The 14,381-nt window shown below is 56.6% G+C and carries 16 protein-coding genes; 4 read left to right on the top strand and 12 right to left on the bottom strand.

The window, feature by feature from the left end:
- Position 1 precedes the first annotated feature (1 nt).
- The 3 genes from tdcC to pflB are packed head-to-tail and all read left to right on the top strand — an operon-like array spanning position 2 to position 4,882.
- The gene (gene tdcC / locus NUX24_RS11415; protein ID WP_023333551.1) at positions 2–1,333 is read left to right on the top strand and encodes a threonine/serine transporter TdcC; all 1,332 of its coding nucleotides are present in this window, start codon (positions 2–4) and stop codon (positions 1,331–1,333) included.
- A 30-nt stretch (positions 1,334–1,363) separates the two neighbouring features.
- Positions 1,364–2,572: a propionate kinase gene (gene tdcD, locus NUX24_RS11410; RefSeq protein WP_257831737.1), complete on the top strand. Its 1,209-nt coding sequence runs from the start codon at positions 1,364–1,366 to the stop codon at positions 2,570–2,572.
- 15 nt (positions 2,573–2,587) lie between these two features.
- Entirely contained in the window at positions 2,588–4,882 is a 2,295-nt protein-coding gene (gene pflB, locus NUX24_RS11405) for a formate C-acetyltransferase (protein ID WP_257831604.1), read from the top strand.
- A 293-nt stretch (positions 4,883–5,175) separates the two neighbouring features.
- Here the strand turns inward: pflB and NUX24_RS11400 are convergent, their stop codons facing one another.
- Positions 5,176–5,877 (bottom strand): pirin family protein, encoded by a 702-nt coding sequence (locus NUX24_RS11400; RefSeq protein ID WP_257831601.1) that lies wholly within the window; start codon positions 5,875–5,877, stop codon positions 5,176–5,178.
- Positions 5,878–5,981: 104 nt separating this feature from the next.
- Here NUX24_RS11400 and yhaJ point away from each other — a divergent pair, with 104 nt between their 5' ends.
- Positions 5,982–6,884 carry a DNA-binding transcriptional regulator YhaJ gene (gene yhaJ / locus NUX24_RS11395; protein ID WP_008503135.1) on the top strand — a complete coding sequence of 301 codons (903 nt, stop codon included), beginning with the start codon at positions 5,982–5,984 and terminating at the stop codon, positions 6,882–6,884.
- 41 nt (positions 6,885–6,925) lie between these two features.
- Here yhaJ and NUX24_RS11390 read toward each other — a convergent pair whose 3' ends face one another.
- From NUX24_RS11390 to NUX24_RS11340, 11 genes are all read right to left on the bottom strand, one after another.
- Positions 6,926–7,291 (bottom strand): DUF805 domain-containing protein, encoded by a 366-nt coding sequence (locus tag NUX24_RS11390; RefSeq protein WP_023615581.1) that lies wholly within the window; start codon positions 7,289–7,291, stop codon positions 6,926–6,928.
- 106 nt (positions 7,292–7,397) lie between these two features.
- Positions 7,398–8,384 (bottom strand): glutathione S-transferase family protein, encoded by a 987-nt coding sequence (locus NUX24_RS11385; RefSeq protein ID WP_257831597.1) that lies wholly within the window; start codon positions 8,382–8,384, stop codon positions 7,398–7,400.
- A 71-nt stretch (positions 8,385–8,455) separates the two neighbouring features.
- On the bottom strand, positions 8,456–8,848 hold the full coding sequence (locus NUX24_RS11380) for a DoxX family protein (protein WP_023309292.1): 393 nt from the start codon (positions 8,846–8,848) through the stop codon (positions 8,456–8,458).
- Between the two features lie 251 nt (positions 8,849–9,099).
- Positions 9,100–9,396: a YqjK-like family protein gene (locus NUX24_RS11375; protein WP_257831594.1), complete on the bottom strand. Its 297-nt coding sequence runs from the start codon at positions 9,394–9,396 to the stop codon at positions 9,100–9,102.
- Positions 9,393–9,791, bottom strand: coding sequence for a phage holin family protein (locus NUX24_RS11370; RefSeq protein WP_014885329.1), 399 nt, complete (start codon positions 9,789–9,791; stop codon positions 9,393–9,395). Before NUX24_RS11370 ends, NUX24_RS11375 begins: the two co-directional genes overlap by 4 nt.
- A gap of 1 nt (position 9,792) precedes the next feature.
- Positions 9,793–10,098 carry a YqjD family protein gene (locus NUX24_RS11365; RefSeq protein WP_008503141.1) on the bottom strand — a complete coding sequence of 102 codons (306 nt, stop codon included), beginning with the start codon at positions 10,096–10,098 and terminating at the stop codon, positions 9,793–9,795.
- A gap of 31 nt (positions 10,099–10,129) precedes the next feature.
- Positions 10,130–10,498 carry a DUF1090 domain-containing protein gene (locus NUX24_RS11360; protein ID WP_257831591.1) on the bottom strand — a complete coding sequence of 123 codons (369 nt, stop codon included), beginning with the start codon at positions 10,496–10,498 and terminating at the stop codon, positions 10,130–10,132.
- A gap of 142 nt (positions 10,499–10,640) precedes the next feature.
- Positions 10,641–11,024, bottom strand: coding sequence for an EnvZ/OmpR regulon moderator MzrA (mzrA, locus tag NUX24_RS11355; protein ID WP_257831590.1), 384 nt, complete (start codon positions 11,022–11,024; stop codon positions 10,641–10,643).
- Positions 11,025–11,026: 2 nt separating this feature from the next.
- Positions 11,027–11,689, bottom strand: a complete 663-nt coding sequence (gene yqjA / locus NUX24_RS11350; RefSeq protein WP_008503144.1) for a DedA family general envelope maintenance protein YqjA — start codon at positions 11,687–11,689, stop codon at positions 11,027–11,029.
- A gap of 344 nt (positions 11,690–12,033) precedes the next feature.
- Entirely contained in the window at positions 12,034–12,810 is a 777-nt protein-coding gene (gene exuR, locus NUX24_RS11345) for a transcriptional regulator ExuR (protein ID WP_023309288.1), read from the bottom strand.
- Between the two features lie 115 nt (positions 12,811–12,925).
- Positions 12,926–14,224, bottom strand: coding sequence for an MFS transporter (locus NUX24_RS11340; RefSeq protein ID WP_023333537.1), 1,299 nt, complete (start codon positions 14,222–14,224; stop codon positions 12,926–12,928).
- Positions 14,225–14,381: the final 157 nt, after the last annotated feature.

The raw sequence follows: 14,381 nt of genomic DNA, 5'->3' as shown, positions 1-14,381 counted from the left end.
TATGAGCAACACAGAAAGCATTATCGTTGGCCAGACAAAGACGTCCTCCTGGCGTAAGTCTGATACCACATGGACGCTCGGCCTGTTTGGTACCGCCATTGGCGCAGGCGTGCTGTTCTTCCCCATCCGCGCAGGCTTTGGTGGATTGATCCCTATCCTGCTGATGCTGGTTCTCGCGTTCCCGATTGCGTTTTACTGCCACCGCGCGCTGGCGCGTTTGTGCCTCTCCGGCAGCAACGTCTCCGGCAACATCACTGAAACGGTGGAAGAGCATTTTGGCAAAACCGGTGGGGTGGTGATCACCTTTCTCTACTTCTTCGCCATTTGCCCGCTGCTGTGGATTTACGGCGTCACCATTACCAACACCTTTATGACCTTCTGGGAAAACCAGCTCCAGCTGCCTGCGCTGAACCGCGGCGTGGTGGCGCTGTTCCTGCTATTGCTGATGGCCTTTGTTATCTGGTTTGGTAAAGACCTGATGGTGAAGGTCATGAGCTTCCTGGTGTTCCCGTTTATCGCCAGCCTGGTGCTGATTTCCCTGTCGCTGATCCCTTACTGGAACTCGGCGGTGATTGACCAGGTCAACCTGAGCGATATCGCCTTCACCGGTCATGACGGCATTCTGGTCACGGTGTGGCTGGGTATCTCCATCATGGTCTTCTCCTTCAACTTCTCGCCTATCGTCTCCTCGTTTGTGGTCTCCAAGCGCGAAGAGTACGAACCTGAGTTCGGTAAAGAGTTTACCGAGCAGAAATGTTCCAAAATCATCGGTCGCGCCAGCCTGCTAATGGTGGCCGTGGTGATGTTCTTCGCCTTTAGCTGCCTGTTTACGCTCTCTCCGCAGAACATGGCGGACGCCAAGGCGCAGAACATTCCGGTGCTCTCTTACCTGGCGAACCATTTTGCGTCAATGTCCGGCACCAAGTCGACGTTCGCGACGGTGCTGGAATACGGTGCCTCCATCATCGCGCTGGTGGCTATCTTCAAATCCTTCTTCGGTCACTACCTGGGCACGCTGGAAGGGCTGAACGGCCTGATCCTCAAGTTCGGCTACAAGGGCGATAAGAAGAAAGTCTCCGTTGGCAAACTGAACACCATCAGCATGGTGTTCATCATGGGCTCCACCTGGGTTGTGGCCTACGCCAACCCGAACATTCTGGATCTTATTGAAGCCATGGGCGCACCAATCATCGCCTCTCTGCTGTGCCTGCTGCCGATGTACGCCATCCGCAAAGCGCCGGCGCTGGCGAAGTACAAAGGGCGCACCGAGAACATCTTCGTTACCGCGGTCGGCCTGCTGACCATTCTGAATATCGTTTACAAACTGTTCTAACCCATTGCTCAGGAAGAGCGGAGTCACATGATGATTGAGTTTCCGGTTGTACTGGTTATTAACTGCGGATCGTCCTCTGTTAAGTTTTCGGTGCTCGACGCCAGCAGCTGCGATGCCCTGATCACGGGCATTGCAGACGGCATCAACACTGAAAAAGCCTTTATTTCCGTGAACGGGGGTGAGCCAGCCAGAATGGCTCACCAGGACTACGAAGGGGCGCTGGCTGCCATCGCCCTGGAGCTGGAGAAGCGTAACCTGATGAGCAGCGTGGCCTTAATTGGCCACCGCATTGCGCACGGGGGAAATCTCTTCAGCGAGTCGACCCTGATTACGGAAGAGGCGATCGCGCAGATCCGCCAGGTCTCCCCGCTGGCACCGCTGCATAACTACGCCAACCTGAGCGGCGTGGAAGCGGCAGAGCGCCTGTTCCCGGGCGTGCAGCAGGTCGCGGTATTTGATACCAGCTTCCACCAGACGCTGCCGCCGAAGGCGTATCTGTACGGCCTGCCGTATCGCTATTTTGAAGAGCTGGGCGTGCGCCGCTACGGCTTCCACGGGACCTCTCACCGCTACGTGGCCGCGCAGGCGCATACGCTCCTCGGGCTGTCCCCCGATGACAGCGGCCTGGTGATTGCCCATCTCGGCAACGGGGCGTCCATCTGCGCGGTGCGCAACGGCGAAAGCGTCGACACCTCGATGGGGATGACGCCGCTGGAAGGGCTGGTAATGGGGACGCGCTGCGGCGATGTGGACTTCGGCGCGATGGCGTGGATTGCCCAGCAGACCGGCCAGTCGTTCGAGGATCTGGAGCGCGTGGTCAATAAAGAGTCCGGGTTGCTTGGGATCTCCGGCATCTCCTCCGATTTACGTACGCTGGAGAAAGCCTGGCACGAAGGCAACGAGCGGGCGCAGCTGGCAATACACACCTTCGTGCACCGCATTGCGCGGCATATTGCCGGCCACGCCGCGTCGCTGCACCGCCTGGATGGGGTGGTCTTTACCGGCGGCATTGGCGAAAACTCGAAGCTTGTCCGCGCGCTGGTGGCGGACCATCTGAAAGTCTTCGGCATCGTTCTCGACGACGCCAAAAATGACCTGCCGGGCAGCGCGGGTGAGCGCGTGATCTCCACCGAAACGTCCCGCGTGGCCTGCGCGGTTGTCCCTACCAACGAAGAAAAAATGATCGCGCTGGACGCCCTCCGTCTTGGGAAGGTTATCCCGGCCGCGGCTTACGCCTGATAAAGCGAGAAACACATGAAAGTAACTATCGATACGGGCGTCGCGCCCTACAGCGACGCATGGGCCGGGTTTCGCGGTGAAGAATGGAAAAACGCCGTCAACGTCCGCGATTTTATTCAGCATAACTACACCCCTTATGAAGGCGATGAAGCTTTCCTCGCGCAGGCGACGCCAGCAACGACGGCGCTGTGGCAGAAGGTAATGGTCGGCATTCGCCAGGAGAATGCCACCCACGCCCCGGTGGATTTTGACACCAACATTGCCACCACCATTACGGCCCACGGGCCGGGCTACATCGACCAGGATCTGGAGACGATCGTCGGCCTGCAAACCGATAAGCCGCTCAAGCGTGCGCTGCACCCGTATGGCGGGATCAACATGATCCGCAGCTCGTTTGAAGCCTATGGCCGGGAGATGGATCCGCAGTTCGAATACCTGTTTACCGACCTGCGCAAAACCCACAACCAGGGGGTGTTTGACGTCTATTCGCCGGAGATGATGCGCTGCCGTAAATCCGGCGTGCTGACCGGCTTGCCGGACGGCTACGGGCGCGGACGCATCATCGGCGACTATCGCCGCGTGGCGCTATACGGGATCGCTTATCTGGTGCGCGAGCGCGAACTGCAGTTTGCCGATCTGCAGGGCAGGCTGGAGCGCGGTGAAGATCTGGAGGCGACGATCCGCCTGCGCGAAGAGCTGGCGGAGCACAGGCGCGCGCTGCTGCAGATCCAGCAGATGGCGGCCAGCTATGGCTTTGATATCTCGCGTCCGGCGATGAGCGCTCAGGAAGCGGTGCAGTGGGTCTATTTTGCCTACCTGGCAGCGGTGAAATCCCAGAACGGCGGGGCGATGTCGCTGGGGCGCACGGCCTCGTTCCTTGATATCTACATCGAACGCGACATGCAGGCGGGGCGCCTGAATGAAATCCAGGCGCAGGAGCTGATCGACCACTTCATTATGAAGATCCGCATGGTGCGCTTCCTGCGCACGCCGGAGTTCGACACGCTCTTCTCCGGCGATCCGATCTGGGCGACGGAAGTGATTGGCGGCATGGGGCTGGACGGCCGCACGCTGGTGACTAAAAACAGCTTCCGCTATCTGCATACCCTGCACACCATGGGGCCTGCGCCGGAGCCGAACCTGACGATCCTCTGGTCTGAACAACTGCCGATTGCGTTCAAGAAATACGCCGCGCAGGTGTCGATCGTCACCTCTTCGCTGCAGTATGAGAACGACGATCTGATGCGTGCGGACTTCAACAGCGACGACTACGCCATTGCCTGCTGCGTCAGCCCGATGGTGATCGGCAAGCAGATGCAGTTCTTTGGCGCGCGCGCCAACCTCGCAAAAACGCTGCTGTACGCGATCAACGGCGGGGTGGACGAGAAGCTGAAGATTCAGGTCGGCCCGAAAACCGAGCCGCTGCTGGACGACGTGCTGGATTACAATACCGTGATGGCGAGCCTCGACCACTTTATGGACTGGCTGGCGGTGCAGTACATCAGCGCCCTGAACCTCATTCACTACATGCATGATAAGTACAGCTACGAAGCCTCGCTGATGGCGCTGCACGACCGCGACGTCTATCGCACCATGGCCTGCGGCATTGCCGGGCTGTCGGTGGCGGCGGATTCCCTGTCGGCCATTAAATACGCCACGGTGAAGCCGGTGCGCGACCATACCGGTCTGGCGGTCGATTTCGTAATTGAAGGGGACTATCCGCAGTACGGCAATAACGACGACCGCGTGGACAGCATCGCCTGCGATCTGGTGGAGCGCTTTATGAAGAAAATTCAGGCGCTGCCAACCTACCGCAACGCGGTGCCAACCCAGTCGATTCTGACCATCACCTCCAACGTGGTGTACGGCCAGAAGACCGGGAACACGCCGGACGGACGCCGCGGCGGCACGCCGTTTGCGCCTGGCGCGAACCCGATGCACGGCCGCGACAGAAAAGGGGCCGTGGCCTCGCTAACGTCGGTGGCCAAGCTGCCGTTCACCTATGCGAAAGACGGGATCTCCTACACCTTCTCCATCGTGCCGCAGGCGCTGGGCAAGGACGAGCTGGTGCGCAAAACCAACCTGGTGGGGCTGCTGGACGGGTACTTCCATCACGAAGCGTCCATTGAGGGCGGGCAGCACCTGAACGTTAACGTTATGAACAGGGAGATGCTCCTCGATGCCATTGCGCATCCCGAGAACTACCCGAACCTGACCATCCGCGTCTCGGGCTATGCGGTGCGGTTTAATGCGCTGACGCGCGAGCAGCAGCAGGATGTGATTTCGCGAACGTTTACGCAATCTATCTGACGACATTCAGGTCTCATGCCCCCTCAACGCAGGGGGCATTTTTTTGCCCGCTAAACATACAAAATTGTTTATATAATTACTCACACATCTTCATCCGCTCTTGAAAAACAATACGCCTGCTTTTCCCTATCACAGCATGTAAGGACAGTAAGATGATGAAAATGACCCGTATTGCGCTGGTCGCCGCCTCGCTGGCAGCGTGATTTCGTACGTCGCGAACGGCGCCGGATGATTCTGCCGTGGCTCGATCGGTTCCCTCTCCCATTGGGAGAGGGTTAAGGTGAGGGCATTCTCTAAACCGGCAAATCAATCAGCAGCGCGCGCAGCGGCGTATCCGCCACCAGGGTGATGTTCGCTTCATCACGAATAAACGCCCCGTCGCCGCAGGTGAGCGCTTCTTTCTCTTCCGTGTGCGTCACCGCGTGTACCGTACCGTGGATAGACTGCAAATAGGCGCGCGGACCATGAAGCTGGAAGCTCGCCTGTTCACCTTTCTTCAGTTCGATATGGTGCAGCCACACCTGCTGGCGCAGCTGCAGGCTACCTTTACTGCCATCCGGCGATGAAATCAGCTGCTGTTTATCGCCCGTTAAATCTAACTTCTGTACCAGCGGATTTTCCCGCTCGGGGCAGGCGTCCAGCCACAGCTGCATGCGGGTCAGCGTTTTATCTTTGCTGAGGTTATGCTCGCTGTAGCTGATGCCCGGCTGCGTGGAAATTAACAACGCTTCGCCAGCCTTTGCCTGGACATGATTGCCCTCGCTATCGCGGTATTCTGCCTCGCCTTCCAGGATCAGGTTCAGGATATCGACTTTCGGGTACGTACGCGGCTGGAAGGAGGCGCCCGGGGCGAGGACTTCCTGATTCAACACGCGCAATGAAGCGTAACCGAGGAGTTTAGGGTCAAAGTAGTGTCCAAAGGAAAAGGTGTAGCGGGCCTGCAGCCAACCGAAATCGGCTTGTCCGCACTGTTTAGCTGTTCTTGTCGTAATCATAAACTTGACCTCTCTTTACACTAAAACAATGGTAAAGGTATGGACGCTGCATTGTTAGCCAGATATTCTGCCCGGTATGTTCAAATTTCCTGAATGAGAACGAGATGGCTAAAGAGAGAGCATTGACGCTTGAGGCGCTTCGCGTCATGGACGCGATTGACCGGCGCGGCAGTTTTGCGGCGGCGGCAGATGAGCTGGGGCGCGTTCCGTCTGCGCTAAGCTACACCATGCAGAAGCTGGAGGAAGAACTGGACGTGGTGCTGTTTGACCGCTCCGGTCATCGAACTAAATTCACCAACGTGGGGCGAATGCTGCTGGAGCGCGGCCGCGTGCTGCTGGAAGCGGCGGACAAGCTGACGACAGACGCCGAAGCGCTGGCGCGCGGCTGGGAAACCCATCTGACGTTAGTTACCGAAGCGCTGGTGCCGACTGAAGCGCTGTTCCCGCTGGTGGACCGCCTGGCGGCGAAGGCTAATACGCAGCTGTCCATCATCACCGAGGTGCTGGCAGGCGCGTGGGAACGTCTGGAGACGGGCAGGGCGGATATTGTCATCGCCCCGGACATGCACTTCCGCTCATCGTCGGAAATCAACTCGCGCAAGCTCTACAGCGTGATGAACGTTTACGTTGCCGCACCCAATCACCCGATTCATCAGGAGCCGGAGCCGCTCTCTGAGGTCACACGCGTGAAGTATCGCGGCGTGGCGGTCGCGGATACCGCGCGCGAGCGTCCGGTGCTGACGGTGCAGCTGCTGGATAAACAGCCTCGCCTGACGGTGACTTCGCTGGAAGATAAAAGGCAGGCGCTGCTGGCCGGTCTGGGCGTGGCGACAATGCCGTACCCGTTTGTGGAAAAAGATATTGCGGAAGGGCGACTGCGGGTCGTGAGCCCGGAGTACACCAGCGAAGTGGATATCATTATGGCGTGGCGTCGCGACAGCATGGGCGAAGCCAAATCGTGGTGCCTGCGAGAAATTCCAAAGCTCTTTGCGCACCACAACAAATAAGCGTACAGGCCCGGTAAGCGTAAGCGCCACCGGGCAGTAATTTACGCGCCGATCTTAGGATCCGGACCAAAGCGGTTTTCGCCCGGCGTCCCGCTCTGGCAGTTGAAGATCAAAATCACGATCCAGCCCACAATCGGGATCAGCAGAAGTAGCAACCACCACGCCGAACGATCGGTATCGTGCAGCCGACGGAACAGTACCGCCCACGATGGCAGCAGGACTAACAGGCCATAGATGGTGGTCAGTACGCCTTCACCGCCAGCCCGCTCCCAGCCAAGAATTTTATCCACGATGCCCAGCACCATAATCAGAACGAAGTTCACCAGAACGAACATCCAGTACTCTTTGCGGCGGGCGCGGCCACCAAATCCAATGTAGTTACGCAGTACTTTTAAATACCAGTCCATTTTCCTTGCCTCATTAGTCAGTCAATCACTTGTTTTCTAAGCGATCGAGGTAAGGATAGATGGAGATTGTGAATTAAAAAAGGGCATCTGGTGATGCCCTTAATATTTAGCCAAATCGGACGTCGCGCCCGTGAGGTTCATCCAGATCCTGCCACGGCCCAATGGAGATAATGCCCGTTGGGTTGATGGTTTTGTGGCTGCGGAAATAGTGGGTGCGAATATGGTCGAAGTCGACCGTTTCGGCGATCCCTTGCATCTGGTAGATGTCGCGCAGGAAACCGTGCAGGTTCAGGTAATCGCTGATGCGGTGCTTGTCGCACTTAAAGTGGGTGACATAGACCGGATCGAAGCGAACCAGCGTGGTCCACAGGCGAATATCCGCTTCCGTCAGGCGATCGCCCGTCAGGTAGCGATGCTGGCCCAGGATCTGCTCGAGACGCTCAAGCGATTCAAACACCTTTCCGACCGCTTCGTCATACGCTTCCTGGCTGGTGGCGAAACCGGCCTTGTAGACACCGTTGTTGACGTTGTCGTAAATCCAGCTGTTCAGCTCGTCAATTTTCTCACGCAGCTCAACCGGATAGTAATCTCCGGCACGGGCGCCGTGCGCGTCAAAGGCGGTATTGAACATGCGGATGATTTCCGCAGACTCATTGCTGACAATCGTCTGGTTTTTCTTGTCCCACAGCACCGGCACGGTAACGCGCCCGGTGTAGTGAGGATCGGCGCGCAGATAGAGCTGGTAAAGGAAATCGTGGTGGTAAAGATCGTCGCCGGTCGCCGCGGGGAAATCACTGTCAAACGTCCAGCCGTTTTCCAGCATCAGTGGGTTCACGACCGAAACCGGAATTAAGGTTTCGAGACCTTTAAGCTTGCGCACAATCAGCGTGCGGTGTGCCCACGGGCAGGCAAGCGAAACATAAAGATGATAACGGTCTTTCTCTGCCGCGAAGCCGCCTTCGCCGCTCGGGCCCGGCGCACCGTCGGCGGTCAGCCAGTTACGGAAGGCCGAAACTGAGCGCTTGAAGCGACCTCCGGTGGATTTGGTGTCATACCAGACATCCTGCCATACGCCGTCTACGAGTTGTCCCATTTTTTCTCCTCCGTCAGATAGCAAAAGCGAGGAGATGTCTCCTCGCTTTGTGTTCATTCAGTATAGCGTGCTTACCATTTCTTATTCAGAACGCGGTCGATGCTGTATGCGCCCGGGCCAGTGACGGCCAGCAGCAGGAAGCCACCCGCGATGGTCAGGTTTTTCATGAACATCAGAGAGTTCACGCCTTCCGCAAAGTTGCTGTGGAAGATGAACGCTGTCAGCACGGTGAAGCCTGCGGTAAACAGTGCGGTGGTACGGGTCAGGAAGCCGAACAGTACCGCCAGGCCGCCGCCGAACTCAAGAAGAATGGTCAGCGGCAGTAGGAACCCCGGAACGCCCATGGCTTCCATATACTGCTGGGTACCCGCATAACCGGTGATTTTTCCCCAACCTGCCACGATGAACAGAATTGGCATCAGAATACGCGCTACCAGTACACCAACATCTTCTAATTTTTTCATTTTACTCTCCAGGAAACCACATCAGCGGCTGAACGTTATTTGTCTGCAATTCCGGGTAGATACCGCGGCGTTGCTGTCGATGGAGAGGATAATAAACGGGGCGGGTGGTAATTGTTAGCAAGGAAAACTGTCAATCTTCTTCAAAGATATTGAGTAAGGGGCGTGCGCGCTGGTGCCCTCACCCAACCCTTTCCCACGGGGAGAGGGCGCAAAAACAAAAAACGGTAACCTGGGTTACCGTTTTGCTTTTATCACCGCAGCTGCTGCTGACGCAACGTGGCTTTCACCAGACGCCAGGCGCTCCAGACACCGAATCCACGACGTGCCCAGCGGATGAGCATATTTGGATGACGAACCGTCCAGATAGCCATCACGCTGCTGCCGACCAGCGCCCATGAGCGCAGGCTCAGGAAGGTGTTCCAGCCGCGGTCAAACCGTCGCGTCGCGTCAATCCAGTCGCGGCGGCTGGCAGACAGATCCAGCCGTTGCTGCTGGATCTGACTTAACAGGTACGCTTTTCGCTTCTGACGTTCCGCTTTATCGCTCACGGCTTGTCATCCTCCAGCAGAGCGCGATCGTTCGCCAGCTCCTGACGCGTATGGCGCAGGAAAGTGGACTTGCGCGCTTTACGCAGAGTCCAGATACCGCCTATCAACGCTGCGACCAACAGAACGACGGTGGTGGCAATCATCGCGTTAAGACGATACTGCGGGTCAATTGCCCAGATGATTAACACCATCAGGCTCATCAGACCAAACGCGGCGAAGAGCATGGTAAGTCCGAGCATCAGCAGCATCTGGAAGAGGTTCGCTTTCTCCTCTTCCAGTTCGACCACTGCCAGCCGGACGCGCGTTTCGGCAATCCCGACCAGCGTCGTTAAAATACGCTGGCCGATGCCGAGGACGTTGTTAGCAGGCCCTTGTGCGTGACGAGGATCTTCCATATCAGCGACGCGTCAGAAGGACACCCAGTACCACACCCACTGCGGCACCAATCCCTACACCCGTCCATGGATTATCACGCACATATTCGTCCGCGCGGGCAGCCGCTTCGCGGGTCTGTTTCGCCAGCGCATCACCGGTTTCACCCAGGCGATAACGGCTCTCTTTCAGCGCCTGCTCCGCCTTGCTGCGCAGCTTGCTGACCTCTTCTTTTGACTTGTCAGCAGAGGAGTTCAGCACCTCTTCAAGGGTATCGGCCAGGGATTTTAGTTCAGCGCGCAGATGTTCAGACGTCGTATCTTTTGACATGATTCTCTCTCCTGTTGAGATTTCCGTTAACTCAATAATCGCGAGCTTCCAGCGCTTTCAGGTCATCCTGCGCTTCTTTCAACTTCTTCTCGCGCTTGGCAATTTTTTCCGCATCCCCTTTCTCTTTCGCTTCCTGCAGGTCGCGACGGCGCTCGGCTATCTCGTCCTTCTGTTCAGCGATTTTCTTCTGGTGGTCGGCACGAAGCTTGCTGTCTGAACAGTTCGCTTTCACTTCGCTAAGCGCTTTTTTAAGACCATCAACACGGTGCTGATTGTTATGCTTTTCGGCATAACCGATCTCACGCTTAATATCCTGTTCTTTCTCCTGACAGAGAGAGTTTGCGAAGGATGCTGTGCTTAAAGAAAAAAGGGCCAGAGCCAGAGTCATGCGGAATTTCATTATCGAAACCTTCCATTGTGTGGCGGCATAAGCCGCTATCCAAAGTTATGCGGAGTACATTGAGGGGTGCTCCGCGTACTTAAGCATAGTAAGTAAACGGGGGATTCACCAAAGTGAGTGAAAAGATTCGGAATCCTGGAAGTTATCCAAACCGATGCGACGTATCGCGAATCAATGAGAGCCAGGCTGCAGGCTGGCTCTCATCTTCCTGCTGGGCAATGATATACCCGTGCGGCAACGTACGGTCGAGAACCACTTTCGCGGCGGCACTTTGCGCACGGGAATCAAACTTGATCAGTAAAACGTCATCCTGCGGGGTAATGCTCTTGAAGCGGATCCCGTTCGCATCCAGATGATGCCAGACGGAAAAACCATCAGGCACGCTGGCGCCCTGGTTTACTGGGCGGATGGCCAGCGTCGATTCCTGATGCGAAAGCGCGCTCCATGCCAGCAGCATGGCGCTGAGGACGATCAGCGTAATCACGACAACGGCAAAACGGCGCAGGGCGAGCGGTGAGATAGCCATCGTCAGCCTCTGGCTCCGTATTTCTTTTTCCACAGCACGACCAGTGAGCCAATCAGCCCGAAGACCAGCAGCACAACGGGCAGCAGCATCAGGCAGGACATCAGCTGGTCTTCATATTTCATGAAGACCGGGGTTTTCCCCAGCGCATAGCCGAGCGTCGTCAGAATAAGCACCCATAACAGGCCGCTCATCCAGTTAAAGAACTGGAAGCGCGCGCTGCTCAGCCCCGACAGACCGGCAATGGTCGGCAACAGGGTGCGAACAAAGGCGATAAAGCGGCCAATCAGCAGTGCGGAAAGCCCGTGCTTGTGGAAAAGGTGGTGCGCCCGCTGGTGATAATGTGCGGGAAGATGAGAGAGCCAGTTCTGGACGATCCGGGTATTGCCCAGCCATCGTCCCTGGATATAGCTCACCCAGCAGCCGAGGCTGGCCGCAACGGTCAGTAATAAAATGGTTTGTGGAAACGCCATCGCCCCTTTGGCGCACAGCACGCCGACAAGCACCAGCAAACTGTCACCGGGCAGGAAGGCAGCAGGCAGCAAGCCGTTCTCGAGGAACAGGATCATAAACAAGACGAAATAGAGCATGCCAATCATGGAAGGGTTGGCCAGCGTTTCAAAATCCTGCGCCCAGAGGGCATGCAGTAGTTGGGTCAAAAGTTCCATTCAGTGTTCCTGGAAATCGGTTAACGTCACGCCTGTTATCCGGGACAAACAGCACGGCGACATTGTTGTGATTTCATTATGGTCGCTCGCGGACACATTGCGGTGTGGCCAACACTGTTCCCTGTTAATTGGCTGGTTAGCAAGCACTAACTTACAAAATAAGGAATTGAATCCAATTGTAACAAAGCCCAACGTTCTGCGTCACAGAATTTGCAGGCGTGAGTTGATTTTGGCGTAAGCCCAGGAAGTGAGCGAGGGGATTTACAAAGGCTGACACTATATATGTTTTGCTTACCCACTGAAGCCGGAAGGCGCGACGTAGCGCCTGCCAGCAGAAAGGTCATCTATTTTGCGGCACTGGACGCCGTATCGAGATGAACAACAGGATTATCGGCAAAAAGATAGCGGTCAGCGTTAAATTCGAAGTCATCGCTGGTTTCGTTGAACAGCATCTGCTTGGTGTTTTCCAGGTGCTGCCACATCGCCAGCTTGGCGGCATGCGGATCTTTACGAATCAGGGCCTTAAGGATTTGGTCGTGATCGTCGCACCAGTTGTCGACGGTACGGGAATCGATATGGTCGTGCAGTTTTTTCCAGTAGGGGTTGTGAACGCGCTGAGTCCACATTTTTTCTACGATTGCCGCCAGGGCCGTATTTTGGGTTGCCAGGGCGACCTGGACGTGAAACTGCAGATCCCACTCTGAATCGCGGAAACATTTTTCCTTACGGGCATTCTCTTGGATTTCCATCAGCTTCATGATGTCCTGCTTGGTCACCTGCGTCGCCGCAAACTCAGCAATATTGCTTTCAATCAGCTGGCGAGCCTGGAGCAGCTCAAACGGACCATAGCTGGCGAATTCAAGACTTTCATCCGCGACGGGAGAGTGTTTCGGCAGATTAGAAATCACGTGAATGCCGGAGCCTTTGCGTACCTCAACGTAGCCTTCCACTTCCAGCATGATAATTGCTTCACGCACCACGGTGCGGCTGACGCTTTTTTCATCCGCGATAAAGCGCTCGGCGGGAAGTTTATCACCGACAAGATAGACCCCTTGCTCGATGCGATCTTTCAGCTCCGCAGCAAGTTGTTGATACAAACGACGTGGTTCGGTGATTTCCATATGCGCTCCAGGCAGGGTACGGCAGATGATTTGTTATACCACTTTTGCGTGCCACTCTCCAGATTTTGCCATTAAAAAAGCCGCCCGGAGGCGGCTTCGGCGAAACGTATTTTCGCTAACTCTGCGTCGCCGGTTTCCCGAGGGACTCTTTCGCCAGTTCCTCTGCCGATTTGCTTTTCAGCACCGTCCAGATAACCACCGCACCCATCAGGTCGAAGATCGCCAGCACCGCGAACAGCGGGCTGAAGCCGATGGTATCCGCCAGCGCGCCGACCACCAGTGCAAACATGGTGCTCGCGGTCCAGGCGGCCATGCCGGTCAGGCCGTTGGCGGTTGCCACTTCGTTACGACCAAAGACGTCAGACGAGAGTGTTATCAGCGCCCCGGACAGGGACTGGTGAGCAAAGCCACCGATGCACAGCAGGGCAATGGCGACATACGGGCTGGTGAACAGGCCAATCATGCCCGGGCCAATCATCAGCAGCGCGCCCATGGTCACCACCATTTTACGGGAAACAATCAGGTTCACGCCAAACCAGCGCTGGAACAGCGGTGGCAGGTAGCCGCCCACGATACAGCCCAGGTCAGCGAACAGCATTGGCATCCAGGCGAACATCGCGATCTCTTTCAGGTTAAAGCCGTAGACTTTAAACATGAACAGGGGGATCCACGCGTTAAAGGTCCCCCAGGCCGGTTCAGCCAGGAAACGCGGCAGAGCGATACCCCAGAACTGACGGGTGCCCAGAATCTGCCAGACGGTCATTTTTTTGCCGTTGTTGGTCTGATGCTGCGCTTCCTGACCGCCAATGATGTATTCGCGTTCTTCTTCAGAGAGCTTTTTCTGATCGCGCGGATGTTTATAGAAAATCAGCCACGCCATCGCCCAGGCAAAGCTCAGCACGCCTGAGATGATGAACGCCATCTGCCAGCTGTGCATCACGATGGCCCACACCACCAGCGGCGGCGCAATCATTGCCCCGATGGACGAGCCTACGTTGAAGTAGCCGACCGCGATGGAACGCTCTTTCGCCGGGAACCACTCGGAGCTGGCCTTCAGACCCGCCGGGATCATCGCGGCTTCTGCCGCACCGACCGCACCGCGCGCCAGCGCCAGTCCACCCCAGCTGCCTGCCAGCGCGGTTGCGCCGCAGAACACCGCCCAGGCGATGGCGAAGAAGGCATAACCGATTTTGGTACCGAGAATGTCCAGCACATAGCCCGCAACAGGCTGCATGATGGTATAAGCCGCGGAATAGGCGGCAATGATGTAGGAGTATTGCTGCGTGGAGATATGCAGCTCTTCCATCAACGTTGGCGCTGCTGCTGCCACGGTGTTACGCGTCAGGTAGCCCAGCACGGTGCCTAACGTCACCAGCGCGATCATATACCAACGTAACCCTTTAATTTTACGCATCTAAAACCTCATCGTTATGTTATTTCCGCGCCAGAGCACGGCAACCTCTCAACCGTTTCCGGGAGCAGTTGTGTAACGGGAGGGGCGTAACCAGGAGCATGTCCCGGAACGGCCCGAACCTTGCCATAAGTAAGCGTGCATAAGTCGGTATCCGTAC

Source organism: Enterobacter sp. HG048 (assembly GCF_024702055.1).
Lineage (GTDB): Bacteria > Pseudomonadota > Gammaproteobacteria > Enterobacterales > Enterobacteriaceae > Enterobacter > Enterobacter dykesii.
This window is presented reverse-complemented; position numbering and strand designations above follow the sequence as displayed.

Coding starts and splice junctions, on each gene's coding strand:
- NUX24_RS11365 (WP_008503141.1), bottom strand. CDS start 10,098: ATGTCAAAAGATACGACGTCTGAACATCTGCGCGCTGAACTAAAATCC.
- yqjA (WP_008503144.1), bottom strand. CDS start 11,689: ATGGAACTTTTGACCCAACTACTGCATGCCCTCTGGGCGCAGGATTTT.
- NUX24_RS11390 (WP_023615581.1), bottom strand. CDS start 7,291: ATGGACTGGTATTTAAAAGTACTGCGTAACTACATTGGATTTGGTGGC.
- NUX24_RS11385 (WP_257831597.1), bottom strand. CDS start 8,384: ATGGGACAACTCGTAGACGGCGTATGGCAGGATGTCTGGTATGACACC.
- NUX24_RS11340 (WP_023333537.1), bottom strand. CDS start 14,224: ATGCGTAAAATTAAAGGGTTACGTTGGTATATGATCGCGCTGGTGACG.
- NUX24_RS11400 (WP_257831601.1), bottom strand. CDS start 5,877: ATGATTACGACAAGAACAGCTAAACAGTGCGGACAAGCCGATTTCGGT.
- tdcC (WP_023333551.1), top strand. CDS start 2: ATGAGCAACACAGAAAGCATTATCGTTGGCCAGACAAAGACGTCCTCC.
- exuR (WP_023309288.1), bottom strand. CDS start 12,810: ATGGAAATCACCGAACCACGTCGTTTGTATCAACAACTTGCTGCGGAG.
- NUX24_RS11380 (WP_023309292.1), bottom strand. CDS start 8,848: ATGAAAAAATTAGAAGATGTTGGTGTACTGGTAGCGCGTATTCTGATG.
- tdcD (WP_257831737.1), top strand. CDS start 1,364: ATGATTGAGTTTCCGGTTGTACTGGTTATTAACTGCGGATCGTCCTCT.
- NUX24_RS11370 (WP_014885329.1), bottom strand. CDS start 9,791: ATGGAAGATCCTCGTCACGCACAAGGGCCTGCTAACAACGTCCTCGGC.
- NUX24_RS11360 (WP_257831591.1), bottom strand. CDS start 10,498: ATGAAATTCCGCATGACTCTGGCTCTGGCCCTTTTTTCTTTAAGCACA.
- mzrA (WP_257831590.1), bottom strand. CDS start 11,024: ATGGCTATCTCACCGCTCGCCCTGCGCCGTTTTGCCGTTGTCGTGATT.
- yhaJ (WP_008503135.1), top strand. CDS start 5,982: ATGGCTAAAGAGAGAGCATTGACGCTTGAGGCGCTTCGCGTCATGGAC.
- pflB (WP_257831604.1), top strand. CDS start 2,588: ATGAAAGTAACTATCGATACGGGCGTCGCGCCCTACAGCGACGCATGG.